The organism is Streptomyces sp. NPDC021096 (genome assembly GCF_040641275.1).
In the GTDB taxonomy this organism is placed as follows: Bacteria; Actinomycetota; Actinomycetes; order Streptomycetales; family Streptomycetaceae; genus Streptomyces.
Genome location: NZ_JBFADG010000001.1, coordinates 741393 through 767629 on the forward strand (window position 1 = coordinate 741393; position 26237 = coordinate 767629).

The following is a 26237-nucleotide window of genomic DNA, read 5'->3' on the forward strand; positions in this document are numbered from 1 at the left end:
ATCGGCCATGCCCCGAGCCTAGCCAGGCCCATCGCGATACGTGATAACAGTCAGCGCGGTGAACGGGGTTCCCGATGGCCCGTCCGGCGGACAACCTGAGGACATGCGCCCCCGCCCCCGCCGCCCCCGTCCTCGCCGTGCCCGCCTTCTCCGTGCCCGCCTTCCCCGCCGCCTCGTCGCGGCGCTCCCCGTCGACCCCTACATAGCCGCCCTGCTGGGCACGGTCCTGCTCGCCACCCTCCTGCCGCCGCGCGGCTCCGCCGCGACCGCCGCCGCGGACCACGCCTCCACAGGGGCCGTGGCGCTGCTCTTCTTCCTCTACGGCGCCCGCCTCTCCACCCGCGAGGCGCTCGACGGACTGCGTCACTGGCGGCTGCATCTGACGGTCCTCCTCTGTACGTTCGCGCTGTTCCCGCTGCTGGGCCTCGCCGCCCGCGGCCTCGTGCCCCACGTCCTGACGCCGCAGCTGTACACCGGGCTGCTGTTCCTGTGCCTGGTGCCCTCGACCGTCCAGTCGTCGATCGCCTTCACCTCCCTCGCCCGCGGCAACGTCGCGGCCGCGATCTGCGCGGGCTCCCTGTCCAGCGTCGTCGGCATCGTCCTCACCCCTCTGCTCGCCGCCCTCCTGCTGGGCGGCAGCACGGGCGGGGTCTCCCTGGACTCGCTGCTGTCGGTCGCCCTGCGCCTGCTGGTGCCGTTCGTGGCGGGGCAGCTGCTGCACCGCCGGCTCGGGTCCTATCTCATGCGCCACGGCAAGGCCCTGGGGTACGTCGACCGCGGCTCGATCCTGATCGTGGTCTACGGGGCGTTCGGCGCCGGCGTCGTCGGGGGCGTCTGGCACCAGGTGACGCCCTGGCGCCTGGCGGCCCTGCTGGCCGTGGAGGCCGTCCTGCTCGCGCTGATGCTCACGCTGACCAGCCGCGGCGCCCGCCGCCTGGGCTTCGACCGGGCGGACCGCGTCGCCATCACCTTCGCCGGGTCGAAGAAGAGCCTCTCCGGCGGGCTGCCGATGGCGACCGTGCTCTTCGGGGCGCACGCGAGCGTCGCCGTGCTGCCGCTGATGCTCTTCCACCAGCTGCAGTTGATGGTCTGCGCGGTGCTCGCCAAGCGCTACGCCCACCAGGCGCCGACCGCTGCCGCCCCCGGGGCCGCCGGCCCCCGCCCCTCAGTGGCGGGAAGCGACACCGGCACGGTCGCCGGGGTCGACGCGGTCCAGCGGCAGCCATAGCACCGGACCGTCGCTGCGGGCGGGCGGCGCGTTCGTCGCCCGCAGCGCCGCCAGCTCCCCGTCCGCCAACGCCCTCCCGTACACCCGTACCTCGTCCAGATCCCCCTTCAGAAACGCGCGTGCGTCCGGTCTCTGCGCCAGATGCACCCCGAACGTCGAGTTCCGGCTCACCGACCCCGGCACATCGGGCACGGTGGTGGAGGCGCCGTCCACGGTCAACGTCAGCCTCCCGCCCGTACGCCGCAGGGCCAGGTGATGCCACCGCCCGTCGTCGTACGCCCCCACTGACCGGACCGTCGCCGTCCGGGACGGCCCGGGCCCCTCGGCGAGCGCCGTCACCTGCCCGGCGATCCGCCCCTGCCGCGGCTCCCCGCGCAGCGCCACCTGCGGCGCCCCGCCGACGCCGCCCATCCACAGGAACGGCTGCTCGCCCCCGGCCCCCGAGGCGCCGTAACGGAACCACAGCGCCGCCGTGAAGTCCCGCGCGCCCAGCGGCAGCGAGGCCCGGTAGGGCAGGCGCACAGCGTCGTCCTTGCCGTCGAACCCGAGCCCGGAGCCGAACCGTCCCCCGACCGGCCGCGCGCCGCCAAGCACATACGCGCCCCGCCCGCCCGGCGCCCGGTCCGGCGTCGTCGGGTCCGGCCCCCGCCGCTCGCCCAGCCACTCCTCGGTGAACCGGGCGAAGCGGATCTCCTGCCGGGCGTCCGCCTTCCCGGCTTCGTAGAGCAGCCCCGTCGTGCCCGGCCCGACGACCGCCATGTCGGAGTAGCCGGACCAGTCGGTGGTGACCCGTCTGCCGCGCTCGGCGCTCTCCCAGGTGCGCCCCTGGTCGTAGGAGGAACGGATGGTCAGGGTGCGGCGGCGGTCGGGGTCGGCGGGCGCCGAGAACAGCCAGCGCCCGGGTCGCAGCGGGGCGACCGCCCCCTGCACCATGGGGGAGTACAGCTCGGGCAGCGCCCGGAACGGCGCGGTGAAGCTCGCTCCGCCGTCACGGCTGACGGCGTCGTCGCGGTTGCCGAGCTCCGTGCCGTCCTGCTCCCGTCCGTTGACGTAGACCGCGCCGTCGCTCCGCTCGGCGAGCGTCAGCTCCGAGGGCTTCTGCCGGTAGGTGCGGTCGGCCGTGACCTCGTGCGTGTCCACCGCGCCGAGCCGCCAGTGCGCCCCGCCGTCGTCGCTCAGCGCGAGCGCCGCGTGGTTGGCCGACGTACGGGTGCCGTCATGGCTCTCGGCGTTGAGGCCGATGACCAGGCGACCGCGGTGCGGCCCCCGGGCGAGCTGGATGCCGTGCCCCGGGCCCGTCGCGTACCAGGAGTTCCACCCGGCGGGCCGGATCTGCGCCGTCAGCTCCCTCGGGCGCGACCAGCTGCGGCCGTCGTCGTCGCTGTACTGCAGGTGCGGGGTGCGGTCGCAGGGCACGTCGCAGTTCCCGGCGTCGTCGCGGCCCTCGTTATAGGTGGTGGCCAGCACGATCCGGCCGGTGCGGCGGTCCACGACGGGCGCGGGGTTGCCGTGGGTGTCGCCGCGGCCGGGGTCCACGATCCGCAGCGGCTCCCAGCTGCGGCCGCCGTCGGTGGAGCGCTTGAGAACGAGATCGATGTCGGTGGCGTCACCGCAGTTGTCCTTTCTCCCCTCGGCGAAGGCGAGGAGCGTGCCCCGGGTGGTGGTGACGATCGCCGGGATGCGGTAGCAGGCGTAGCCGTGGCCCGGCTCCTGGCCGGCCTTGAACAGGACCTGTTCCTCGAACCCTGCGCCCGCTGGTTCCTCGAACCCTGCGCCCGCCGGAGTGACGGACCCCCCAGGCACGGCCGCCGCCTGGGGGAGGCAGAGCGCGAGCAGCGCACCGCAGAGAACGGCGGAGGCGGCAGCGGCCCGCCAGCTGATGCGGGGACCGGGCGGGGACGAGGAATGAGCCAGGGGTGCGCGCTGTCGGTAACCGGTGGGAGGATGCGCCGCCATGGCCCGACCCTTTCGCGTCAAGGCCGTCGCGGCGGCCCCACGTGTCCGGTGCGCCACCGTACGATGCGGGCGTTGCTCCCACAAGGACCGTCAGGCCAAAGGGCTCACACGGGTCGCAGGACCACCTTGCCCTGGTTGACGCGGGCTTCGATGATCTCGTGCGCCTTGGCCGCGTCCTCCAGCGGCAGCTCGGCGTGCACCCGCGGTCGCACCTGCCCGGAGGCGTACAGCTCCCACAGCTCCCCCCGCCACCGCGCCATCAGCTCCGGCCGGCCCCGGGCTATGAGCGCCATCTGGAAGCCGATGGCGGATTTCGCGCCCACCAGCAGGTCGTACGCCTCGATGGTCCCGCCGCCGGAGCTGTACGCCACCAGCCGGCCGCCCGGAGCGAGCGCCGCGATGGCGGGGGAGAGCAGCTCGCCCCCGACGGCGTCGAGCACGATGTCCACCGGATCGCCCCAGGACTCGTCCTCGTACGTCACCACCTCTTCGGCGCCCAGCGACCGGACGAAGTCGGCCTTGGCGGCCGAGCCGACCGCCGCCACCACGCGGCTCGCCCCGCGGGCCTTGGCGAGCTGGACGGCCAGATGGCCGGAGCCGCCGGCCGCGGCCGTCACCAGCACCGACTCGCCCTCGGCCGGCCGCGCGGCCTCGTACGCGCCGAGGGCGACCAGGCCGCACCGCACGAGCGCCACGGCGTCGGCCGCGTCCACGCCGGGAGGGACCGGGGAGGCCATGGCGGTGTGCAGGACGGCGTGGTCCGCGTACGCGTCGCCGAAGCACAGGCCCGTGACCCGCTCGCCGACCGCGAAGCCGGTCACCCCCGGGCCGACGGCGACGATCTCGCCGGCCACCTCGCCGCCGATGCTCGCGGGCAGCGGCAGCCCGCCCTCGCGGACCTTGCGGACGACCGGCAGCGTGACACCGATCGCCTCGGTCCGCAGCAGCAGTTCACCCGGGCCCGGGGCGGGGACCTCCGCCTCCTCGACGCGCAGGACCTCGGGGCCGCCGTACTCGTAATACCGGACGCGACGCATGGGCACACACCTCCACCAGAAACATTGGCATCTCCAATGTTGGGAGCCCCAACGTTGGTAGACCCTACGGTACCCCATATCGTTGGGAAGTCCAATGGTTTCCGGATACGCTCACCCCATGGCCCCCATGACCCCCGCGACCGGAGACGAGCCCTCCCTCGCCCGCATCCGCACCCTCCCCAGCTGGCTGCTCAACCGCGCCTCCGCCCGCGGCCGCCGCCTCGTCGCCGAGGCGCTGGCGCAGGACGGCATGCGCATGTCGCACCACGCCGTGCTCTCCGCCGTCGCCGACCTCGGTCCCGTCGCCCAGGCCGAGCTGGGCCGGACCACCGGCTTCGACCCCAAGGACATGGTCGGCATCCTCAACGACCTGCAGGCCCAGGAGCTCATCACCCGCGCCCCCGACCCCGCGGACCGCCGCAAGAACGCCATCGATCTCACCCCCGCCGGCCGCCGCAGGCTGGCCCGCCTCGCCAAGCTGGGGGACAAGGCGAACGAGACGCTCCTCGCGGCGCTCTCGCCCGCCGAGCGTGAACTCTTCCTCGCGCTCCTCACCCGCGTGGTCGAGGACGACGACTGAACTTCCCCCCAAAGCCGGGGCGGCGGCGCGCCGGATCTGGTGGGATGTCACCCGCAAGTGGGGCGAAGGTGAGGAGCCGGAGGCGTGGCGGCCGCCCACCGGCCCCCACTGGCCGTACACAGGGCGTGAGGGCGGAAACGGACAAGGGGCAGGCCATCAGGCGCGCGCAAACAGACGGACAGGTGCGGTAGCCGGACGGCCGAACGCGGTAAGCAGTACACGAGGCGCAGTACGGGCAGCCGCGAGGCGCAGTGCGGCAGTGCGTAAGCGCAGCACAGCAGTGCGCAAAGTGCAGTACGGCAGTACACAAGACAAGGACCAAAAAGAACAAGGCGAAACGGGGTGTCACGTGAATCTGCAGCAGCTGCACTACACCTCCACCGCCGCCGCGGGCCCGGACGGCTCGGGCTTCCGCTTCACCGCCGCGAGCCCCGAACTGCCCATCACCCTGCTGGGGGAGGCGGAGCAGCTGATCGGCTACGAGCCCCCCACCGACGCCCCCGACTGCCCCTCGCCCGAGGAACTCGCCGGGTTCCCCGTCGCGTTCAGCCACAACCGGCTCTCCGACGGCAGCCGCCTGCTGTGCCGGACCATCCGCACCGGCCCCGGCCGCGGCGGCCGCCACGGCAACTTCCACGCCCACGCCGTGCGGCTGCCCGAGGGCGGCGGGCTGCCCGGCGGCCTACTGCCCATCGAGGCGTGGGAGTCCCCGTCCTGGGCCGACCGGACCCCGGGCGACGGCGCGCCGGAGCCGCTGGCCGCGCTCACCCCCGCGCGGCGCATCGACAAGAAGGGGCTGCTCGACTTCGTCCAAGCCCGCGCGGACCGCCTCGAGCACTTCCTCGCGGACGTACGGACCCTCTTCCGCACCCCCGACGCCCCGCAGCTGCTCGTCATCGAGCGGGAGAGCGCCCAGACCGCGTTCTGGATCGCCATCGCCAGCGCCGTCCTGCCGCGTGAGCTCGCCGACCGGCTCACCTTCACCACCTATACCCGCCGCCCCATGCTCGCCCGGCAGCAGATCGTCGGCGCCTTCCCCGACGCCGACTTCGACTTCGTCTCCGCCGCCGCCCAGCGCCGCTACCGCGTCCACGACTGCACCGGCGGCACCTCCAGTCCCGCCCGTGCCGAACGCGACCTCTGGGCGGCCGTCGCGGCCCGGATCTGGCTCGCCGGCCGGCCCGCGCTGTTCGCCGAGGCGTCCCGCCGCGGCGGAGCCGGAGCGGTACGGGGCTCCGGGGACGAGGCGGAGCGCCTCGCCGCGCTCGCCGCCCGCGAAGGCATCGCCCTCGACTCGAACGGTCGTACGGCCGCGGCCCGCTGGGCCCGCGAACAGCTCTCCCACGACGGCCTCGACGACCCCGACGGGAGCCGGCTGCTCGCCACCCTCGCCGCCGGCGGCACGGACCGCACCCCCGAGGAGTGGACGGTGCTCGCGTCGCTCACCGACGAGCTCTCGACCACGACGTCCTCCCGCTCCTCCCTCGCCCCCCTCCGGCGAGACCTGCGCACGGAGCTGGACCGCGCGGCCGACACCCCCCAGACGCCGCTCGTCCGCTTCCTCACGCTCCTGCGCCTCGCCGAGGCGCTCAGAGTGGACCGCAGCGCCGTCATGCCCGTCCTCACCGCCCGCCTCACCGCCGCCCTCCTCGACGAGGCGTCCCCGGACCGCAAGGTCGTACGGGCCGCCCTCGACGCCCACCCCGCGCTGCGGACCGCGGTCCTCGACGCCCTCGACCGCACCGCGGCGACCGAGGACCCCCGCGCCCTCACCCACCTGCTCGCCTCCGAGCTCCCCGGCGCGGACCTCACCGGCCGCCCCCATCTGCGCATGGCCGCCGCCATGGCCGAGGACTCCGCGCCGTACGTCGACTACAGCTACGGCCACGGCTACGGCTACACCTGCAACTACGACGACGGTCAGGACGACGACCAGAGCTACGACGAGGACTACGGCCACGACGAGGACTACGGCCACGGTCACGAACAGGGCCACGCCCAGGACGCGGCCGCCCCCGACGGCACACCGGCCGCCGACACCCTCCACCACGAGCTCCACCACGAGCCGCTCCCGCCGCCCCACGACCAGGACCGGCCCGCGCTCCTGCACAAGCTCATCGACGCCGCCGACCCCGAGCACCAGGACGCCCCCTCCGTCCTGCGCACCGCCTACCGGCTCGTCTGGGGCGACGAGCCGCTGCGGACCGAAGAGGCCGTCGTCCTGCTCGACACGATCCCGGCGGCCTCGCACCAGGCGGCCGGCCTCGCCCGGCCGTTCGTGCGCGCCGCCCTCGACAGCGACCCCGGAGACCGGTCCGCCCCCGCCCTCGCGAAGGCCCTCCTCCAGAGCGTCCTGGTCAGCGGGGCCGACCTGACCCCACGGGACCGGGCAGCCCTGCTCCTCCTCGAACAGGCCGGCGACCTCGAGACCGGTGAGGCCCTGCCCGGTTACACGGCCCGCGTGGTCGGCCTGCGCCGCCAGGCCGCCCCGCTCGAAGCCGGCATCGAGCAACGCCTCAGCGACGCCCTCGCCGACCGGCTGCTCTGCATGGACCCGCCCCCGGCCCCCGGCGAACTGCCCGACCTCATCCACTCCGACGACCGGCACCTCCTGCGCGCGTATGCCCACCAGGCGCGCAGTGCCGCCGTGGTCAGCCTGCTGCGCCGCGAGCGCACGTACGTCGCCGTCTGCTTCGTCGCCTGGCACACCGCGCCCGACGTGAGCGAGCTGTGGGAGGAGATCCGCGCCGACCTGCTGGCCTCGGTGCTGCGGCCCGAGGTGCGCCGGATGTCCACCGAGGACGTGGAGGAGATCCGGCGGACCCTGCGGCAGGTCGGCGGTCCGTGGGCGGAGATCTTCCACGAGTGGGACCGGTTCGGGGTGCTCGGCAGGCTCGGCGGCCGCTGGCGCGGCCGGCCCGGCGGCTGCAAGCACGGCCGCCCGTGACCGCCCCGGCCCCCGTGCTCCCTCAGTCCAGCACGACGCGCTGTTCCCCGGCGTAGACGTTCATCGACGCACCGCGCAGGAAGCCGATCAGTGTCATGCCCGTCTCGGCGGCCAGGTCGACGGCGAGCGACGACGGCGCCGAGACGGCGGCGAGCACCGGGATCCCCGCCATGACCGCCTTCTGCGCCAGCTCGAACGACGCCCGGCCGGAGACCAGCAGCACGGCCCCCGACAGCGGCAGCAGCCCCTGCTGCAGGGCGCGGCCGACGAGCTTGTCGACCGCGTTGTGCCGGCCCACGTCCTCCCGTACGTCCAGGAGCTCGCCGTCCGGCGAGAACAGGGCCGCTCCGTGCAGGCCGCCGGTGCGGTCGAAGACGCGCTGGGCCTCGCGCAGCTTCTCGGGGAGCGTGGCGAGGAGTTCGGGCTTCAGCCGCAGGGTCGTCGGGCCGTCGGCGACGGGCCAGCGGGCGGTGGTGCGCACCGCGTCCAGGCTCGCCTTGCCGCACAGGCCGCAGGAGGAGGTGGTGTAGACGTTGCGCTCGAGGGTGATGTCGGGGACGGGCACGCCGGGCGCGAGGCGGACGTCGACGACGTTGTAGGTGTTCGAGCCGTCGTCGGTGGCGCCCGCGCAGTAGACGATGTTGGCCAGTTCGTCCGCGCTGCCCAGCACCCCCTCGCTGACCAGGAACCCGGCCGCCAGCGCGAAGTCGTCGCCGGGGGTGCGCATGGTGATGGCGAGCGGCTTGCCGTTCAGCCGGATCTCCAGCGGCTCCTCGGCCACGAGCGTGTCCGGGCGGGTGGCGACGGCCCCGTCGCGGATGCGGATGACGCGGCGTCGTTCGGTGACCCGTCCCATGTCGATCAGTCCCGGTGTCGGTGGGTTGGTGCGGTGGACGGTTCATTCTCGCGGGTGCGCGCGGGGCGCCCGGCGCCCGGCCGGGCGCCGGCACGTGACGTGGGCCTCATCGACGGCAGGCGCCTCACCTTCCGTACGCCCCCTGGCTACCGTTCGGTAGGAAGCGCCAATTCCCCGCCCCGACCGTGCACCGAGAGCGGAGATCACCGATGGCACCCACCTTCACCCTCAAACCCGGCACCGAGTGGGCCACGGCCTGGCAGCGCTGCCAGGCCGTGGCCCCCGAGGCCTTCCGGTTCGACCGCGTCCTCAACCTCTGGAACGGCGCCTGGCAGGCCGACGGCCGCCCGCTGCCCGCCACCACCCCGGTCGACGGCACCCCCATCGCCGGCCCGCCCCGCCTCGACGCGGCCACCGCCCACTTCGCCGTACGGGCCTCCTTGGACCAGCACCGGGCCTGGCGCGAGGTGCCGCTCGCCGACCGGAAGGCACAGGTCGGCGCGGCCCTCGACGCGATGGCCGAGCACCGCGACCTCCTCGCGCTGCTCCTCGTCTGGGAGATCGGCAAGCCGTGGCGGCTGGCCCGGGCGGACGTGGACCGGGCGATCGACGGCGTGCGGTGGTACGTGGCGGAGATCGACCGCATGATGGCGGGCCGTTCGCCGCTGCCCGGCCCCGTCAGCAACATCGCCAGCTGGAACTACCCGATGAGCGTGCTCGTCCACGCCATGCTCGTCCAGGCGCTGGCCGGCAACGCGGTCATCGCCAAGACGCCCACCGACGGCGGCGTGGCCTGCCTGACCCTGGCCTGTGCCCTGGCCACCCGCGAGGGGCTGCCCGTCACCCTGGTCAGCGGCAGCGGCGGCGAGCTGTCGGAAGCGCTCGTGCGTGCCCCGGAGATCGGGTGCGTGTCGTTCGTCGGCGGGCGGGACACCGGCGCGCGGGTGGCCACGGCGGTCGCGGACCTGGGCAAGCCCCACATCCTGGAACAGGAGGGCCTCAACACCTGGGGCGTCTGGAACTTCAGCGACTGGGACGCCTTCGCCCCGCAGATCCGCAAGACCTTCGACTACGCGAAGCAGCGCTGCACGGCCTACCCGCGCTTCGTCGTCCAGCGGTCGGCGTTCGCCGACTTCCTCGCCCACTACCTCCCGGCCGTGCGCCAGGTGACGCTGGGCCACCCGCTGGCGGTCCCCGACCCGGACGGTCCCCTGCCCGAGCTGGACTTCGGCCCCCTGATCAACGCGGCGAAGGCGAAGGAGCTCGGCGACCAGGTGGCCGAGGCCGTCGACCGGGGCGCCATCCCCCTGCACCGCGGCGACCTCGCCGCCGGCCGCTTCCTGCCGGGCCAGGACACCAGCGCGTACGTCCCGCCCGTCACCCTCCTCAACCCGCCCCCGTCCTCGCCGCTGCACCACGCCGAGCCCTTCGGCCCGGTCGACACCATCGTGCTCGTCGACACCGAGGCCGAGCTGCTCGCCGCCATGAACGCCAGCAACGGCGCCCTCGTCGCCACCCTCTCCTGCGACGACCCTGCGGTGTACGAGCGGCTGGCCCCGCAGATCCGCGCGTTCAAGGTCGGCCACGGCACGCCGCGCTCCCGCGGCGACCGCGAGGAGCTCTTCGGGGGCTTCGGGGCGTCGTGGCGGGGCGCGTTCGTCGGCGGGGAACTGCTGGTGAGGGCCGTGACACGGGGGACGGCGGCGGACGAGCGCGTGCCGGGCAACTTCCCGGACTACCACCTCATGCCGTAGCCGCCGCGGCTCAGCCGATGCCCTGCCGGTCCGGCCGCAGCGCGAAGTCCCGGTCGGCCGGCTCGCGCACCGTACGCTCCACGGCCTGCTCCAGGAGCGTGCGGTGCCGTTCGAGCGGCGCGCGCCGCTCGGCGGGCGCCAGCCGCGCCAGGTCCTCCAGGGCGGCCATCAGCCGCCGGGTCACCTGGGGGCTGCCGACGGCGCAGCCCCGGATCTCCGCGAAGCCGAGGTCGACGAGATCGGCCCACCCCGGTACGTCCTGCACGAGCCGGACCGCGCCCTTGCGGTCGCAGTGGTACAGGGCGCCCAGCGGCCGCCCGGAGACCGCCGCCAGGATCTGCACGATCCGGTCCAGGCACTGCACGGCCGTCGTCGGGTCGTTCACGGCCGCCGACAGGGCGCGCTGCGCGATGTCCGACAGCTGCCGCAGCCCGAACCCCAGGTCCTGGTGGAACGTCCGCTCCACCCCGACCGAGACGGTGTAGCGCAGGGCCCGTTGCGGGGGCGCCACCGCGCCCCCGTGCACCGCCAGTACGGGCGTGCCGGGGACGACGAAGTCCCCGATCCGCGGAATCAGCCGCAGCACGATTCCCTGCCGCCGGGCGGCCCGCACCAGGCGCGCGATGTGCACGTCCCGCAGCACCCCGGCCCGCCCCAGGTACCGCACTTCCGCCCCCGCCGCCGGCAGCCCCGGCCGCCCGGCGTCCGCCACCCCGTGCCGGTCCAGCACCCGGAACGACTCCCGCGTGATCCGGTCGATGACATGGCTGATCCGCATCAGCCGCAGCGTGGAGTTCACATAGGCGATGAACAGCCCCAGGCTCAGCAGCACCATCAGCACACACGTGATGCTGGAGAACACCGGCACCGTGGACACGGTCCGCGGGTCCTCGTTCCCCTCGTAGGAGGCCTGCACCAGCAGGGCGAAGAGGAACGTCGCCAGGAAGACGGCGAACGTGCACTTCGTGATCCGGCTGCGCACGTACAGCCGCACCACGCGGGGCGAGAACTGCCCGCTGGCCATCTGCAGGGCGACCAGCGAGATCGAGAACACCACGCCGATGAAGGTCAGCATCGCCGACCCCACCGTCGTGATGATCGTCTTCATGTCGTCCGCGATCGCGATCAGCGACTCGACCTCCCCGTACCGCCCCTCATCCCGCAGCTCCCGCACCACGAGGTTGTCCAGCTCCAGCACCCCCATCGCCAGCACCGCCGCCCCCACCAGACCGGCGGTCGGCGCGAACCAGAAGGTGTCCCGCAGGTGCTCCCGCAGCGGCGAAAGGGCCCGCGGCCTCCGACGGGCGGCACCCGCCGCGGGGGAGTGTCCCTCTTTGTGCATGTTTGAACCCTATGGCGCGGAAGAAATCCCTGGTGAAAGGCACTCCGAAACCTTGATAGAGTTATCCATGTCGCCGCGGGGAACACCCCGCGAAGACAGACACCTAGTCCGGGTGGCGGAATGGCAGACGCGCTAGCTTGAGGTGCTAGTGCCCTTTATCGGGCGTGGGGGTTCAAGTCCCCCCTCGGACACCACAGAGAAAACCCCAGCTCATCTGGGGTTTTTCTGTTTCCCGGGGCCCGGGGGGGCGGGCCTCGCGGTCACTTCTTCTTGGGGCAGTCCATCCAGCGGGTCTGATAGTCCATGCGCGGCCTCTTGTCCGCCCTCAGGACCGGGGTATGGGTCGTCAGGTCGATCTTCTTCACGGCCCTGCCGCGGCCGTCGGACCCGCCCTCCCAGTAGCTCATCTCCAGGTAGCCGGAGCTCCTCCGCAGCCACGGAGCGGACTGGAGGTACACCCTCTTTCCCTCGGGGATGCTGACGATGTTCTTCTTCTCGTCGGTTTTGCTGTCGGTCCACTCCGTCGTCTCACCGTGCCGCTGACTGTGTTCCTCGGCTTCCAGGCGGCCTACCTTGACGTCGCGGCCGAGGCTGATGTCCAGCACGCCCGCGATGGCCGCCGAGATCAGCCCCGAGACGTCCTTCTCGATCGACCGCTCCCGCCTCCTGAGCCTCTCCCTCTCCCGCGACTTCGCCTTCGACCTGGCCACGGACTCGTTGACCAGCAGCTCGACGCTCCACGCGGGTCCGGCGCAGGCGCCGTAGGTGTCCGACACGGCCCTTTGGCCGACATCCACGTACCTGGACCTGTGCGTGATGACGAAACGGCACGTCGCATACCTGCCGTACCCCAGACGGCGGTTCTCGGCCCGCGCCCATTGCCTGTTGTTCAGCAAGAGCCCGCGGTCGTAGCCGTCCTCCTTGCCCACGCAATCGGAGATCTCGCGGCGGTCGTGGGACGCGGGGGCGGCCGGCGTCTGGAGCAAGCCCACGAGGCCGGCCGAGGTGACGCCGGCGACAACGACATTCCACCGGATCCGAGGGCGCGCAGAACGCACGGTGAACCCCATTCTTCGAGAGGAATACGGAGAAACTTCTGGCCACTCGGGGAAACGACCGGCTGCGTTCCCGGCAACGGTGGCTCACTCTCCTAGCCGGTATCCCTCTCGGTGGCGGGAAACCGGAACCGCGTCGGTCCGCACGTCGTCGTGCACTTCATGATCGACATGACCGGCCTCACCCAAGAACAGCTCGCCGACGCCTGGCGGCACATCGACAAGACCTCGCCCGCGGACGAGGCGGACCCCCTCGTCATGGAGTGCGCGCGCAGGCTCGCCGCCGATCCGGGCGGGGAGCACGCCCGGGTGTGGGTGGCCGGGCTGGTCGCGATGTCCGGGTACCTCTCCTGGCGGCCCGGGCGGGCGGCCGAGGAGGCGGCGCTCGGGGCTCTGCACGCCGCGGCGAAGGAGCTGGGTGCGCGCCCCTGCTCCCATGACCTCCATCCGTACGAGAGGGAGACGGGGGCGCTGGAGGACGACATCCGGACCTGCGAGACCGGCCTGCTGGCCTGTGAGCTCCCCACCCAGGACAGCGACGCCGAGCGCGTGCTCTGCCCCGCCAACGTGGCCGGCTGGGCGCGCCTCGCCGCGGACGTCATCGCGCCGTTCACCGTGCGGCGCATACCCGTCGGAGCGCCGAAGTACCACCACAGCCGCATCAGCACCCTCTCGGGGATCGTGAACGACTACCCCTACTGCGACCCGTACGAGGAGCTCATCTTCGAGGCCGAGGAGCATCTCGTCCGCCCCACCCGCGGTGAACTGGCCGGCTTCCTCGTCACGATGAACGCCACCTGCTGGTACGCGGCCTCCGAGCGGGTCACCGATCGTGCCGTACTGGACGCGATGATCGCGGGGATCGAGGCGGCCGTTCCCCTCCTGGACGACCGTCCTTGTCCGCACGCCGCCGGCGACCACCCCGACACCGACGACCCCGACTGGGTGAACCAGGTCGGCTATCTGCTGCGCAGCCCCGGTGGCCGGGCCGAGATCTCCGAGTCCCACGGGTGGAGCGAGGAGGACGAGACGGAGCATGAGGACGTGCCGCTGGACGCATGGGTGTGTCCGGAGTTCCTGTGCGACCTGGCCGACGAGACGCTCGGCACGCTCAAGGACGGTCTGCGCGACTTCGAGCCCGCGGACGGCGCGGATCCGGGAGAAAGGTAAGGACCTGCCCCATTGAGTCCGCTCTTGCCGTGCCACACGATGAGGGCAGGGGCGGCGGTGTCGTCCGCCGCCGGGCAGGGGGGAGACGCCAGTGAACGACTACCGCGATGTCGTGGTCATCGGAGCCGGGCCCACGGGGCTGGCCCTGGCCATCGGGTTGCGTCAGTACGGGGTGGACGTCGCCGTGGTGGAGAAGGCGGACCGGGGGAAGCGGGAGGCCCGGGCGGGGATCGTGTGGCAGCGGGCGCTGGAGGTCCTGGGCGACCTCGGGTGTGCCGAGAAGATGATCGAGCAGGGGTTGCGGCTGCGTCGGGTGGAGATTCACGCCGGGGGGCGGCGGGTCGGGGGGATGACCTTCGGCTGCGGGGGGACGGAGTTTCCCCATCCGCTGTCGATCGAGCAGGACGCCGTGGAGCGGCTGCTCGGCGAGCGGCTCGCGGCGGTGGGCGGCGAGGTGGAGTGGTCCACGGAGGCCGTGGCGGTGCGGACGGGCCCGGACGGGGCCGAGGTCGATCTGCGGAGCGCGGACGGAAGCCCGCGGACCGTGCGGTGCGCTTGGGTCGTCGGGTGCGAGGGGGCGCGCAGCGTGGTGCGCAAGGGGCTCGGCATCCCGTTCGAGGGCGCGCGGCGGCCCAACCTGCAGTGCCTGCAGATGAACGCCGTGGCGCAGTGGAAGTACCCCTACGCTCCCGACCTCACCTACTTCTTCCTCGAACGCGGCATCTCGCTCGGGGTGTCCCCCCGCCCCGGCGGCGGGCACCGGTTCTTCTGCTTCCGCACCGACCCGGACCCCTCGGTCGAGCAGCCGCCGGGGGTGGAGGAGATGCGGGACCTGGTCGCCGACGCCGCGCACGACCCCGACGTCCATCTGGTGCCCACCGAACCCGGCTGGACCAACCGGGCCCGCTTCCAGGACCGGGTCGCCGGCTCGCTGCGCGACGGCCGGGCGCTGCTGGCCGGCGACAGCGCGCATCTGTGGGCACCCATCGGCGGGCACGGGCTCAACACCGGGCTGCGCGGCGCGCACAACCTCGCCTGGAAGCTCGCGACGGCCCTGAACGGCTGGGCCGCCGACCCGTACGCCCTGCTCGACACCTATGCCACCGAACAGCGGCTCACGGCGCAGAAGGTGATGGGGGAGATGCGGCACAACGTCCTGGAGCTGCCGCCCACCGCGGCGACGCTCCTGGGCATGCGTGTGATCGGGTCGCGGCTGACGCGCAGCCGGTGGTTCGCGCGGAGAATACGCACCATGCTCAGCGACCTGTCGATGCATCACCGGGAGAGCGCCCTGTCGCGGGGGGAGGCGGCGGGGGAGCGGCTGCCGGACGGGCCCGTCACCGTGGAGGGGCGCCGTTGCCGGCTGCACGAGCTGCTCTCCTACGACCGCTGGACGCTGCTGGTCGCCCCCGGCGCGCGGGCGCGCGGCGTGGACGAGGGCCGGCTGCGCGCGGTGACCGGTGCCTGTGCGCTGCCCGTCGAGGTCTTCCGGCCGCTGCTGGACCCAGGGGAGGGGGAGCGGCGCCTGCCCGGCCGGGCGCTGGTGCTGGTGCGCCCCGACCGGCACATCGCGCTGAGCACCGACAGTGTCGAGGAGCTGGAAACGTACATACACCAGTGGTTCGTACGAAAGGGCTAATGTCAGAGAATAGGCCCCATTGATACCCAACCCCTTCATCCCGGACCATGAAGAGCGTCGAAGAGGGATGAAGGGGCGGGCGGCCGCGACGGCCGAGCCACCCGCCGTTGCGCACGGGGGAGACCTGGATGAGTGACTTCTGCCGGGACGTCGTGGTCGTCGGGGCCGGGCCCACGGGTCTCGCGCTGGCCATCGCGCTGCGCCAGTACGGCCTGGACGTGGTCGTCCTCGAGAAGGAGCCGAGCACCAAGCGGGAGGTGCGGGCCAGCGTCATCTGGCAGCGGGCCCTGGAGGTCCTGCGCGACCTCGGCTGCGCGGACCGGTTCCTGGACCAGGGGCTGAGCCTGCGCCAGGCCGAGGTGTACGTCCAGGGGCGCCGCGTCGGCGGCCACGAGACCCAGGTCACCGGCACGGCCTTCCCCCAGCCCCTGGCCATCGAGCAGATCGCCATCGAGCGGCTGCTGGTGGAGCGGCTGAAGGAGCTGGAGGCCGAAGTGCGCTGGGACGCGGAGGCGGTGGCGCTCCGGCTGGGCGTCGACGGCGCCGAGGTCGACGTGCGCGGGCCCGGTGACCGGCTGCAGACCATCGGCTGCCGCTGGGTCGTGGGCTGCGAGGGCGCCCACAGCCTCGTGCGCAAGACGATGGACGTGCCGTTCGAGGGCGAACGCCGGGTCGACCTGCAGGCCGTACAGATCAACGCCAAGCCCGACTGGAAGTTCCCGACCGCCCCCGACACCACCTACTTCTTCCTCGAGCACCGCGTGTGCCTCATCGCCTCCCCGCGCCCGGGCGGCGGCTACCGCTTCTTCAGCTTCCTCGACGACCCCGACCCCCAGCGCGTGGCGCCGCCGGACGTCGACGAGATGCGCGACCTCGTCGCCAGGGCCACACACGACCCCGCCACCGCTCTGATGCCCACGGTCCCACCCTGGTACAACCGGGCCCGCTTCCACGACCGGGTCGCCGGCTCCCTGCGCAAGGGGCCGGCCATGCTCGCCGGGGACAGCGCCCACATGTGGGCCCCGATCGGGGGGCGCGGGCTCAACACCGGGCTCCGGGGCGCGCACAACCTCGGGTGGAAGCTCGCCGCCGTGCACCACGGCTGGGCCACCGACTCCCTGCTCGACACCTACTCCCACGAACAGCGCGGCATCGCACAGGAAGTGATCCGGCAGATGCGCCGCAATGTGATGGAGCTGCCGCCCTCCGTCCTCACCCTGGCCGCGATGCGCTTCCTGGGGCCGGCGGTGCTCTCCAGCGACCGCATCCACCGGCGCGGCCGCGCCGTCCTCAGCGAGCTCCCCCGCCACCACCGCGCGAGCGAGCTGTCCACCGACGGGGCCGGGCGCGGCGGCCGGGGCGCCCTGTGCGCCGGCGACCGGCTGCCGGACGTGACCATCACCCACGGCGGCCGGGAGCGCCGGCTGCACGACCTGCTCTCCTACGACCGCTGGACCCTGCTGGAGATCCCGGACCGCAGGCCGGCGCCCGACGCCGCCGAGGAGCTGCGCCGGGCCGTCGGCCGCTTCCCCGTCCCCGCCGAGGTGTTCCGCGTCCAGCCGCCCCAGGGCGGCGGCAAAGCACCGCTGCGGCGCGGCTCGTTGCTCCTCGTCCGGCCCGACGGCCACATCGGCCTGCGGGCGCGGGCCGGTGACCACCAGGCGCTGGACGCCTATCTGGACCGCTGGTTCGTCCGCAAGAGCTAGGCGGCGGTTTCGTTTCCGGGCGGGACCGCCTAGCGGTTCTCGCACAGGGCCGTCGTCACGACCTTGTCCATCTGCGCGCTGGGGATGTTGGTCGCGAGGTGGGCGTTGGTCACCACGGACACATGGCGGCCGTCCGCGGTGACCATCGTCTGGGTGTAGTAGCCGGGCACCATGCCGTTGTGACCCCAGGCCGACCCGCCGCAGGGCAGGTCGCGCCTGAGCAGCCCGAGCCCGTAACCGATTCCCTCGAAGTCGGCGCCCGCGGTCTTCTCCATCTCGGCCAGGGCGGCCGGAGAAACGATCTTGCCGCCGATCAGCGCCTGGTAGAACTTCGTGAGGTCTTCCTCCGTCGAGATCATCGCTCCGGCGCTGCTGAAGACGGACGGGTCGTAGTCGAGGACCCGGGACCAGAAGTAGAACCCGCCGATCCGCACCCCGTGGTACCCGTGTACGGCCGGGGTGGGCAGCAAGTGATCGCCGGGGGCCGGGAAGACGGTCCGCGTCAGGCCGAGCGGCGTGACGATCCGGTCCGTGACGGCCCTGTGCACCGGCATCCCGGTGGTCTTCTCGACGAGCATGCCGAGGATCAGATAGTTGGTGTTGGAGTACAGGAAAGCGGTGCCGGGCGCGGAGGCCGGGGGGCGCTTGAGCCCTTCCCGGACCAGCGCCTCCAGGGAGTACGTGCCGTCCGGATTCCTGGCGGGCGGCGTGGAGAACGGCTCGTAGACCGCGACCCCGCTGGTGTGGTGGAGCAGGTGCCGCACCGTGATGGCGTTGCCGTCGTAGCCGTTGCCGGCGACGACGCCGGGCAGGTACTTCCCGATCGGCGCGTCCAGTGAGACCTTGCCCTCGTCGACGAGCTGCAGGACCGTGGCCGCGGTGAAGGTCTTGGTCTGGCTGCCGATGCGGTAGTGCTCGTTCGGCTGGATCGGGGCGTTGGTGTTGATGGTGCCGGTACCGACGGACAGGCTCCAGGTGTTCGTGGCGTCACCCGCGTGGACACCGGCGCCCGGGCCCGCGGCCGCCTGGAACGTCTTCAGGGCCGCCAGCGTGCCGGCGTGGGGATCGGCGGCTACGGGCGCGGCCTGCGCTGCCGGAGGGAGCGCGACCAGCATCGCGCACGCCGCGCCGAGTGCGGCCGTCAGTCCTGCCCGGCCAAACTTCCCTGCCATGACTCCTCCTTGAGATCTTCAAGCGAGCCGAACGATCGGCAAGGTAGTCATGGCGCGCGGGACCGGTCACCCGCAACGTTCCAGATTGACGGCCGGCCGCCCCCGCACCGGGGACGGCCGGCCCGCAGGGGTCCGCTAGCCCCGCGTCCGTACCGTCAGCCGTGACGGACCGTGGAAGACCAAGTCGTCCGCCCACCGCACCGGTTCCTCCGACAGGGCGAGCCGGGGCAGGCCCCGCAGCAGCTCGCCCAGCCCGATCTCCGCCTCGGCGCGCGCCAGCGGGGCGCCGACGCAGTAGTGGACGCCCATGCCGAAGCCGGTGTGCCGGCGGGCGTCACGGCGGACGTCCAGGCGGTCGGGGGCGTCGAAGTGGGCCGGGTCGCGGTTGGCCGAGCCCAGCACCAGCGTGACCTTGGCACCTTTCGGGACGCGCCGCCCGCCCACCTCGTCGTCCTCGCGGGCCCACCGGCTGATCATCTGCACCGGCGAGTCGTACCGTACGAGCTCCTCCACCGCCTCCCGCATCAGCTCCGGCCGCGAGCGCACCAGGGCGAGCTCGTCGGGGTGGGCGAACAGCGCCAGCAGGCCCTTGGCGATCAGGTTCGTGGTCGTCTCGTGGCCCGCCGTGAGGAGGTGGATGCACGTGCCGACCAGCACGTCGTCCCCGAGCGGCAGTTGCTCCTCCGCGTGCAGCATGGCCGCGATCAGATCCGCCGCGTTCGGACTGCGCCCCGCCCTGCGGCGGGCCAGCTCGGCACGGAAGTACGCCTCCAGCTCCCGCGCGGCGGCGTCCGCGACCCGGAACGCGTCGGCCCGCCGGGCCACGCGCGAGCTGGTGGCCTGCTGCAGGTCCACGGCCTGCGCCCGGAACCAGGGGCGGTCCTCGCGGGGCACGCCCAGCAGCTCGCTGATGACCAGGATGGGCAGGGGCGCGGCGAAGCCGTCGACCAGGTCGGCGGTGGGCGACCGGGCCAGATCCGCGACCAGATCGGCCGCCAGCTGCCGCACGCGCGGGCGCAGCCCCTCCACGATCCGCGGCGTGAAGGCCTTCGCGACCAGCGCGCGGACCCGCGTGTGCCGCGGAGGGTCCATGAAGACCATCCAGTTGGCGGTGGTCCGCCGCAGGTGGGGGCACTCCTCGGGCAGCCGGGCGGGCGGCGCGCCGCGCCCGTAGCCCCGGCTGGTCAGCACCCGCGCCACGTCGTCGTGGCGGAAGAGGTACCAGGAGTCGTCGGACAGATGGACCGGGTCGCCCTCCCGGTAGCGCCGGTAGAGCGGGTACGGGTCCTCGAGGTCGACGTCCGCCGTCCGGAAAGGGGCCAGGCCCGTCGGGTTTCCGTCATCCATCACGCGCCTCGCATCCTGTCCGCCCACGGCCCGGGGTCCGCGGGCAGCCGGGCGCCGCACCAGGCGACGTGCCCGTCCGGGCGCACGAGTACGTACGGGCTGCCGTAGAGCTCCGCCACCGGGCGGTGCTCCTCCAGCCGGACCGTCTCCAGGGGGACGCGCCGCCGCGCGAAGGCGTCCTGCACCGCCTTCTCCGCCGCCTCCGTGCCGTGCGCCTCGGTGAAGCACAGCAACACGAAGGCGCGGCCGAAGAGATCGAGTGTCGAGGCGCCCTCGCCCAGCCACGCGTGCGGCGCCCGCGCCCCCGGCACGGCCCGCGTGCGCCAGTCGCCCTCGCCCCCGCCCGCGATCAGCGGCGAGGCGTAGCGGAACCCGAAGTGCACGTCGGGGGAGTCGAATTCGTGGCGCACACCGCCCCGCTCCATCCCGGCCGACAGCTCCGCCCTGGCCCTGGCGCCCTCGGCCGAGTCCAGGAGGATCTCCTGCGGCAGGTCCCGGCGCATGGTGCGCATGAGATGGACGTTGGCCTCCTCCAGGCTGCCCTCGGCCACCGGGCGGCGCTCGGTGGCGTACGCGTCGAGCAGCCCCCGGCCGGCCCAGCCGGCCAGTTCGCCGGCGAGCTTCCAGCCGAGGTCGGCGGCGTCGGCGATGCCGGTGTTCATGCCGAACCCCCCGGACGGCGACAGAGTATGGGCGGCGTCGCCCGCGAGCAGCACGTGGCCGTCGCGGAAGCGCTCGGCGACGCGATGGGTCAGGTACCAGACGTTCTCGGAGAGGATCTGCACGGGCGTCTCGGGGGCTATGGCCGCACGCACCATGGCCAGGGCGTCCCCGTCCACGGCGGGCTCCCCCTCCCGTACCCCCACCGTCAGCCGGTACAGCCCCTGGCCGTCCATGGACCGCAGCGGGAAGCGCAGTGCCGGCGGCCGGGTGAGGAAGTGCACCAGGGCGTTGCGGTCGCCCAGTTGGCCGCGCAGGCGGGGGGCGCGGAAGAGGATGTTGCGGAAGACGCGGGTGGCGTGGCGGCGCGGCGCCTCGATGCCGGCCGCCTTGCGCACGGGCGAGGCGGCGCCGTCGCAGGCCACCAGATAGCGGGCCCGGACCGTCAGACGGGCCCCGCCGTCCGTCAGGTCCGTCAGCGTGGCGCTGACCCCCTCGGCGTCCTGGGTGAAGCCGTCCAGCCGGCACCGCAGGCGCAGCGGGCCGTCCGGGTGGACCCCCACCTCCCGCATGAGCAGGGGCGCCAGCCAGTGCTGCGGGCACGGGTGCTCCGGCTCGGGGGTGTGGGCGAGCTCCGGGCGGCCGTCGGTCGTGCCGAAGTCCAGGCGGTGGATCTCGTGGCCGCCGACCGCCGTGACCCAGGCGATGTCCAGCGGGTGGTCGCCGGGCCAGCCGGCGGTACGGATCCGGCCGGCGACGCCCCAGCGGCGGAAGAGCTCCATCGAACGCGGGCCGACGGTGCCGACCTTGGGGTGGGCGACCGTGCCGTCGGAGGCCTCCACCTCGATGAAGTCGACGCCCCGGTAGGCCAGGTCCAGGGCCAGCGCCATGCCGACGGGGCCCGCGCCCACGATCAGCACATCGGTGTCGTAGTTCCTCATGGCTGTTCCCCACTCCGGCGGAAGAAGTCGGCGTAGAAGGCCATCATGTCGGCGACCTGGGTGGGCACCGGCCCGCACTTTCCGGCCGTGGCCGCCACGTGGTCGAAGCGCAGCGCGAGCGAGCGCCGCGCCACGTCGGGCCGGGGGCCGAACGACGGCGGGGCGTCCAGCTCGAAGGTGGGGCCGGCCGTGCGGCCGCGCCGGCCCGACTCCATCGTGACGAGCAGCTCCGCCAGCGGGCGCATCACGCCGGTCATCACGTCGATGGAGGCGTTCATCAGCTTCGAGCGGCGCAGGCTGCCGTCGGGGCTCTCCCCGAAGTGCTGCACCATCAGCTGCAGCATCAGGTGGTACGAGCGGTTGAACAGCCGTGCCACCGTGCGCGCCTCGGGGTCGGTGATCTGGTCCTTGGCCGCGTCGCCGGCCCCCAGGGTGGGGTTGCGCAGCACCGGGTAGGCGGGGCTCCAGGGCACCAGCCGGCCGTGCGGCCCGGCGACGCGCTCGGTGGTCAGCACCTCGCCGATGCGCAGGAAGCTGTGGAAGTGGGAGGTGTCCGAGGGCGCGTCGGAGCCCAGGACGCCGCCCTCGCCCTGTTCGCTGATGAAGTCCACGGCGAACAGCGCGCTGGAGAGGTCGTCGACCTCCAATTGGTAGTCCGGGTGGACGGTGTTGACCGACTCGCGCATGAACACGTGGTGCTCTCCGCCGCCGCGCCCCTTCTCCACCAGGAACAGGTCCGGGACGCGCTGCAGTCCTTCGCGGATGCCCGCGTAGAGCTCGCTCACCGAGCCCCAGGAGAAGCCCAGCGGCCGGACCGCCTCCAGGCGGGTGCCGCCCTCCCGCCGGACCTCGGGCGTCAGGCCCGCCGGTTGCTCGATGGCGATGTACCGCTGCACGCTGCCGACGCTCAGCCCCTCCAGGGCGAAGTCCAGCGGCACCGGCAGCTCGCTGTTGATCGTCGCGAAGTCGATGGACGGGACGTGGAACGGCTCGCCCATCGCCATGATGATGTTGTTGACCAGCAGGAAGTGGATCATCTCCTCGCGGGCCACGTTCAGCAGGACGCCGCGGATCCCGTCGTCCAGCGTCGCCCCGCCCTGCCCGCAGGCCAGTTCCAGCTGCTCGGCCGTCCACTGCCCCCGCCGTACGTACTCCCGGCCCGCGCCGTGGGTGGGCACCGAGAACGCCGCGTACAGGTACTGCAGCATCACGGCGAGCTCCAGGGTGGCCGCCTGCCTCAGCACCGTCCACAGCTCGCCGCGGGTGGCGATGGCCGGGCCCCGGCCGAGCACGGCGGGCACGGTCAGGGGCGGGCGCACCCGGGCCTGCTGATTGCGCAGATACGCCAGCAGCAGGCGGGCCTTGGGGTCGGAGAGGTCGCGCGTGGGCGGCATGTAGTACGTCTTCGCCTTGTTGCGCGGGTCGCACATCTGCCACACCAGCTCCGCGTACGTCTCGACCTTGCAGCGGTCGGCGAGGCTGAAGACCTCCGAGCGCATGAAGGAGGAGACGTGCTCGTAGTAGGCGAAGATCTCCCGGTGCAGCAGCTCGAAGTCGACGCTGTCACGGGGGATGTCGTCCAGGTGCCAGTCGTCGGGCAGGACGCGGACGGCCAGGGAGCCGGCGCCCGCCCAGTAGCCGAGCGCGTCCTCGTCGTCGTACGCCGCCCAGGCCGAGCCCGGCCCGCCGGGGCCGGCGGGTGCCGGCCGGTCGGCGGGGCCGGTGGAGAGCAGGACCCGGCAGGTGCCGGCCCGTTCGCCGCGCAGGGTGAGCAGGCCGTGCCCGTGGTCGTCGGTCTCCACGACGCAGTCCTCGGCGTACGCCCCGTCGCCGCCGCGCATCCCCAGCACGACGGCGTCGCCGCACCGCGCCCCGGGGCCGCCCGCGACGGCGTCGGCCGGCAGGGCGCGGGGGTTGAAGTACTGCCGTACGCGCACTCCGGCGCTCGCCGGGCGGCCGCGCACGTAGGACCGCAGCGGCACCTCCACCGGGTGGTCGCTGTCGCGGCCGCGGTGGTGCACCACCACCAGGGCCTCGTCGCTCTGGACGTTGACCTCCCGCTCGGTGAGCAGCGTCGTCCGCCGCCCGTCGTCTGCCGTGCCGGTCAGACACAGGGCCTCGTCGGCGGCCGCCTCCCAGCCGGGTTCGGCGGCCACGGTGACCAGGCCCGCGGTGCTCTCGTCGTCCCCGGTGTACGCGGCGGCCGGTACGCGCGCCACGAGCCGGTCCGTGGCGGCCGTCCGCAGTTCGAGGTCGCCGGCGTCCAGGGGCGGGCCGAGCCGGTGCAGCGGGCCGGGGCCCGCCTGTGCGGCGCGGCCGGTGACCGGCACCGCGGTGATCATGTCGAGCCCGGCCCGCCCGTGCGCCAGGTGGACCGTGAGGTGGTGCAGCGGGCCGCCCGCCCCCGCGCGGGGGGCGAGCAGCCGGCCGGCCGGGTACGTGCGCAGCTCGTGCGCGTACCAGGGGGCGATCGTCCCGCGCACCCGCCAGTGGCCGGGTGCGTCGGGGACGAGGGGGGAGGCCATGTTGTCCAGCGCGAACCGTACGACCAGGCCGTCGGCCTCCTCGACGGCCTCGCGCAGGGCGCCGACGGCGGGGGAGAGCCCGGCGTCCGGCAGCCACCGCGGCCCGTGCCCGCCGCCGTCGGGGCCGTCCGGGGCGTCCCGGTCGGTGACCACGAACTGGTGCACGGCGCTGTAGCGCAGCTGCGGTGCCAGGATGTGCTCGCCCACGTCCAGGATGTGCCCGAAGTCCACCCAGCGCGGCGGCTGGAGGCCGCCGACCGGGCCCGTGAGCATATAGCCGTCGTCGTGCGAGCGCCCCAGGCGGCCGAAGCCGAACCGGCCGATCATCAGGGCCGTGGTCCACCGGGAGGCGGGGTCGAGGTCGAAGACCCGGGCGCGGTTGACGGTGGTGCGCAGGTAGTCGTTGTAGTGGCCCCAGACGTCGACGCCGCGGCCGACGACCGGGTCGGCGGTGTCCGGCGGCCCGTCGGCGAGCTCCGCCGACACGATCCGGGCGTCGATCAGGAAGTGGCCGTTGCCGTCGAAGTTCCAGCCCTTGGCGAGGCTGAACTCCCCGTCGGGGCAGGGCCGCCCCGAGGCGTCGAAGCGGGGACCGCGCCGCTGCAGATAGGCGTGGTACTCGGCGGCGGGCCGGTCGGTGGGGAACGGCCCGTCGTCGGTCAGGGCGCGGTTGGCGGCCAGGTCGACCAGCCCGCTGCGCGGGCCGGTCGGCAGCTTCGTGACGGCGGTGCCGGCGAAGTGCAGCCTCGGGAGGTCGAAGACGCTCATCACAGCGCTCCCGCGGTGTTGGGCCGTCCGGTGACGGACGCGCGGCGGTGGGCCGGCCGGAAGCGCTCGACGTCCTCGACGGCCCACAGGGCGGACTCGATCGCTCCCTCGATCCAGGCGGGCGCCGTGGAGCAGTGCTCGCCCGCGAAGAACAGCCGGCCCACCGGGCGGGCGGCCCGGATGCGCTCCTCCTCGCACTCGGCGGCGTTCTTTCCCCAGCGCGTGGCGCAGCCGCCCCCGCTCCAGGGGTAGTCCCCCCAGGCCATGCTCACGGCGTCCAGCACCATGCCGGGGGTGGTCAGTTCGGGATGGACGACGCTGAGCTCCTCCAGGACCACGCGGTGGCGGCGGCGGGCCGACATCCGGCCCAGCCGGGCCGCCTCGTCGCCGATGGTGTAGCTGGCCAGCAGGGTCGCCCCCCGGCCCGGATCGCCGTCGGCGGGCGGGTAGTACGTCTGCCGGATGCGCCCGCCGGTGAACGAGGCGCCGCCCTGGATGCCGCCGTGCCGCCAGAACGGCTCCCGGCAGTGGAAGGCCACCTTGGTGGCCGGGCAGTAGACCACGTCCCGCAGGGCGGCCAGCTTGTCCTCGTCCAGGCCGCTGAGGCGCATGCGGCGCATGACGGGGAAGGGGACGGTGCTGACGACGAAGTCCGAGCGGTGGACGATCGTGCGGGAGCCGGCCCGGACGTGGACCAGGACGTGGTCGCCGCGCACGTCGATCCCCGTCACCCGGCGGCCCGTCGAGATGTGGCCGCGGATCCGCGCGGCCAGCCGGTCCGTCAGCTGGTCCATACCGCCGTCCAGGCGCAGCAGGTCGGGGCTGGTCTCGGCGAGGATGTCGTCGAGGAAGCTGTTGAGCCTGCCGCTGCAGCCGGCGCGGATGCCCGGGTGGGCGGAGAACAGCGAGTGGAGGTCGACCCGGTCGCGGTCCGGCCCGCGCAGGTGTCCGCTCAGATCGACACGCGCCACCAGGTCGAGCAACTGGCGGCGCAGGTCCTCGCGGAGCGCCTCGCGCAGGTCCGGCGGAGCGATGGCGTCGACGATGGCCGTCAGCCACGCCCCGAAGACGATGGTGCCGCGGTCGTACCGGTGGCCGGGCACATGACGCTCCAGCTCACGCCGGAAGTTCTCGCGCAGCGGCCCGGCCGCGTCCCGGATGCGAATGAAGCCCGCGGCCGTCTGGAGGAATGCGTTCTCCTCCGACATCAGGGTGGTGAAGGCGCGGAGTTTGCCCTCGAGGCCCATCCGCCGAATGTATTCCAGGGTGTTGTGGTGGTGGGTCGGAATGCGCATGGCGCCCAGTTCGACGGACGGTGCGCCCGGGGCGTCACCGAACCGGTGGGTGTGGATACGCCCGCCGATACGTGTGTTGCCCTCGAGGATCTCGACGCGATAGCCGAGCCGCTCCAGCTCGTACGCCGTCACGAGGCCGGAAATTCCGGCACCTATGACGGTGACCCTACGGCTGTCCTGTTCGAATTTATCGAGCGCGTGCACATGCCAAACTCCTGAACTGCCGGACATTGAAGCTTCCCCCCGTAAACGTGCATGT

General features: G+C 73.3%; 17 protein-coding genes and 1 tRNA gene. 8 read left to right on the plus strand and 10 right to left on the minus strand.

Going from position 1 to position 26237, the window contains the following annotated elements; all coding sequences use genetic code 11:
• Positions 1-103: 103 nt before the first annotated feature.
• On the plus strand, positions 104-1228 hold the full coding sequence (locus AB0G59_RS03425; protein WP_360907457.1) for a bile acid:sodium symporter family protein: 1125 nt from the start codon (positions 104-106) through the stop codon (positions 1226-1228).
• On the opposite strand, the gene AB0G59_RS03430 is transcribed toward AB0G59_RS03425, so the two are convergent.
• On the minus strand, positions 1166-3184 hold the full coding sequence (locus AB0G59_RS03430; protein ID WP_360907459.1) for a sialidase family protein: 2019 nt from the start codon (positions 3182-3184) through the stop codon (positions 1166-1168). The two genes, AB0G59_RS03425 and AB0G59_RS03430, sit on opposite strands and share 63 nt — an antisense overlap.
• A 104-nt stretch (positions 3185-3288) precedes the next feature.
• A complete protein-coding gene (locus tag AB0G59_RS03435) occupies positions 3289-4221 on the minus strand; it encodes a zinc-binding dehydrogenase (RefSeq protein WP_360907461.1) in 933 nt (310 codons plus the stop codon).
• 118 nt (positions 4222-4339) lie between these two features.
• Between AB0G59_RS03435 and AB0G59_RS03440 the strand changes: the two genes are divergently transcribed.
• Complete coding sequence (locus AB0G59_RS03440) at positions 4340-4801, plus strand: MarR family winged helix-turn-helix transcriptional regulator (protein ID WP_360907462.1); 462 nt, start codon at positions 4340-4342, stop codon at positions 4799-4801.
• Positions 4802-5150: 349 nt separating this feature from the next.
• Positions 5151-7748, plus strand: a complete 2598-nt coding sequence (locus tag AB0G59_RS03445) for a GTPase-associated protein 1-related protein (protein ID WP_360907464.1) — start codon at positions 5151-5153, stop codon at positions 7746-7748.
• A gap of 22 nt (positions 7749-7770) precedes the next feature.
• Here the strand turns inward: AB0G59_RS03445 and fdhD are convergent, their stop codons facing one another.
• On the minus strand, positions 7771-8604 hold the full coding sequence (gene fdhD, locus AB0G59_RS03450; RefSeq protein ID WP_360907466.1) for a formate dehydrogenase accessory sulfurtransferase FdhD: 834 nt from the start codon (positions 8602-8604) through the stop codon (positions 7771-7773).
• A gap of 209 nt (positions 8605-8813) precedes the next feature.
• On the opposite strand from fdhD, the gene AB0G59_RS03455 reads away from it, so the two are divergent.
• Positions 8814-10358, plus strand: a complete 1545-nt coding sequence (locus AB0G59_RS03455) for an aldehyde dehydrogenase family protein (RefSeq protein ID WP_360907468.1) — start codon at positions 8814-8816, stop codon at positions 10356-10358.
• Between the two features lie 10 nt (positions 10359-10368).
• On the opposite strand, the gene AB0G59_RS03460 is transcribed toward AB0G59_RS03455, so the two are convergent.
• Positions 10369-11700: a DUF2254 domain-containing protein gene (locus tag AB0G59_RS03460; RefSeq protein WP_360907470.1), complete on the minus strand. Its 1332-nt coding sequence runs from the start codon at positions 11698-11700 to the stop codon at positions 10369-10371.
• Positions 11701-11806: 106 nt separating this feature from the next.
• On the opposite strand from AB0G59_RS03460, the gene AB0G59_RS03465 reads away from it, so the two are divergent.
• Positions 11807-11894, plus strand: a tRNA-Leu gene (locus tag AB0G59_RS03465).
• A 66-nt stretch (positions 11895-11960) separates the two neighbouring features.
• Here the strand turns inward: AB0G59_RS03465 and AB0G59_RS03470 are convergent.
• Positions 11961-12770 (minus strand): hypothetical protein, encoded by an 810-nt coding sequence (locus AB0G59_RS03470; protein ID WP_360907472.1) that lies wholly within the window; start codon positions 12768-12770, stop codon positions 11961-11963.
• Between the two features lie 99 nt (positions 12771-12869).
• On the opposite strand from AB0G59_RS03470, the gene AB0G59_RS03475 reads away from it, so the two are divergent.
• The 3 genes from AB0G59_RS03475 (at position 12870) to AB0G59_RS03485 (ending at position 17270) form a co-directional block, all read left to right on the plus strand.
• Entirely contained in the window at positions 12870-13925 is a 1056-nt protein-coding gene (locus tag AB0G59_RS03475; RefSeq protein ID WP_360907474.1) for a hypothetical protein, read from the plus strand.
• 91 nt (positions 13926-14016) lie between these two features.
• Complete coding sequence (locus AB0G59_RS03480) at positions 14017-15564, plus strand: FAD-dependent monooxygenase (protein ID WP_360907476.1); 1548 nt, start codon at positions 14017-14019, stop codon at positions 15562-15564.
• 128 nt (positions 15565-15692) lie between these two features.
• Positions 15693-17270 (plus strand): FAD-dependent oxidoreductase, encoded by a 1578-nt coding sequence (locus tag AB0G59_RS03485; RefSeq protein ID WP_360907478.1) that lies wholly within the window; start codon positions 15693-15695, stop codon positions 17268-17270.
• Between the two features lie 29 nt (positions 17271-17299).
• Here the strand turns inward: AB0G59_RS03485 and AB0G59_RS03490 are convergent, their stop codons facing one another.
• The 5 genes from AB0G59_RS03490 to AB0G59_RS03510 form a co-directional block, all read right to left on the minus strand.
• Entirely contained in the window at positions 17300-18442 is a 1143-nt protein-coding gene (locus tag AB0G59_RS03490) for a serine hydrolase domain-containing protein (RefSeq protein ID WP_360907480.1), read from the minus strand.
• A gap of 135 nt (positions 18443-18577) precedes the next feature.
• Positions 18578-19789: a cytochrome P450 gene (locus AB0G59_RS03495; protein ID WP_360907482.1), complete on the minus strand. Its 1212-nt coding sequence runs from the start codon at positions 19787-19789 to the stop codon at positions 18578-18580.
• Positions 19789-21390 (minus strand): FAD-dependent monooxygenase, encoded by a 1602-nt coding sequence (locus tag AB0G59_RS03500; RefSeq protein ID WP_360907485.1) that lies wholly within the window; start codon positions 21388-21390, stop codon positions 19789-19791. The genes AB0G59_RS03495 and AB0G59_RS03500 overlap by 1 nt, the downstream gene beginning before the upstream one ends.
• Positions 21387-24683, minus strand: a complete 3297-nt coding sequence (locus tag AB0G59_RS03505) for a ferritin-like domain-containing protein (RefSeq protein WP_360907487.1) — start codon at positions 24681-24683, stop codon at positions 21387-21389. The genes AB0G59_RS03500 and AB0G59_RS03505 overlap by 4 nt, the downstream gene beginning before the upstream one ends.
• Positions 24683-26182: an NAD(P)/FAD-dependent oxidoreductase gene (locus tag AB0G59_RS03510; protein WP_360907489.1), complete on the minus strand. Its 1500-nt coding sequence runs from the start codon at positions 26180-26182 to the stop codon at positions 24683-24685. Before AB0G59_RS03510 ends, AB0G59_RS03505 begins: the two co-directional genes overlap by 1 nt.
• Positions 26183-26237: the final 55 nt, after the last annotated feature.

Coding starts and splice junctions, on each gene's coding strand:
- AB0G59_RS03425 (WP_360907457.1), top strand. CDS start 104: ATGCGCCCCCGCCCCCGCCGCCCCCGTCCTCGCCGTGCCCGCCTTCTC.
- AB0G59_RS03430 (WP_360907459.1), bottom strand. CDS start 3,184: ATGGCGGCGCATCCTCCCACCGGTTACCGACAGCGCGCACCCCTGGCT.
- AB0G59_RS03435 (WP_360907461.1), bottom strand. CDS start 4,221: ATGCGTCGCGTCCGGTATTACGAGTACGGCGGCCCCGAGGTCCTGCGC.
- AB0G59_RS03440 (WP_360907462.1), top strand. CDS start 4,340: ATGGCCCCCATGACCCCCGCGACCGGAGACGAGCCCTCCCTCGCCCGC.
- fdhD (WP_360907466.1), bottom strand. CDS start 8,604: ATGGGACGGGTCACCGAACGACGCCGCGTCATCCGCATCCGCGACGGG.
- AB0G59_RS03455 (WP_360907468.1), top strand. CDS start 8,814: ATGGCACCCACCTTCACCCTCAAACCCGGCACCGAGTGGGCCACGGCC.
- AB0G59_RS03460 (WP_360907470.1), bottom strand. CDS start 11,700: ATGCACAAAGAGGGACACTCCCCCGCGGCGGGTGCCGCCCGTCGGAGG.
- AB0G59_RS03470 (WP_360907472.1), bottom strand. CDS start 12,770: ATGGGGTTCACCGTGCGTTCTGCGCGCCCTCGGATCCGGTGGAATGTC.
- AB0G59_RS03485 (WP_360907478.1), top strand. CDS start 15,693: ATGAGTGACTTCTGCCGGGACGTCGTGGTCGTCGGGGCCGGGCCCACG.
- AB0G59_RS03490 (WP_360907480.1), bottom strand. CDS start 18,442: ATGGCAGGGAAGTTTGGCCGGGCAGGACTGACGGCCGCACTCGGCGCG.
- AB0G59_RS03495 (WP_360907482.1), bottom strand. CDS start 19,789: ATGGATGACGGAAACCCGACGGGCCTGGCCCCTTTCCGGACGGCGGAC.
- AB0G59_RS03500 (WP_360907485.1), bottom strand. CDS start 21,390: ATGAGGAACTACGACACCGATGTGCTGATCGTGGGCGCGGGCCCCGTC.
- AB0G59_RS03505 (WP_360907487.1), bottom strand. CDS start 24,683: ATGAGCGTCTTCGACCTCCCGAGGCTGCACTTCGCCGGCACCGCCGTC.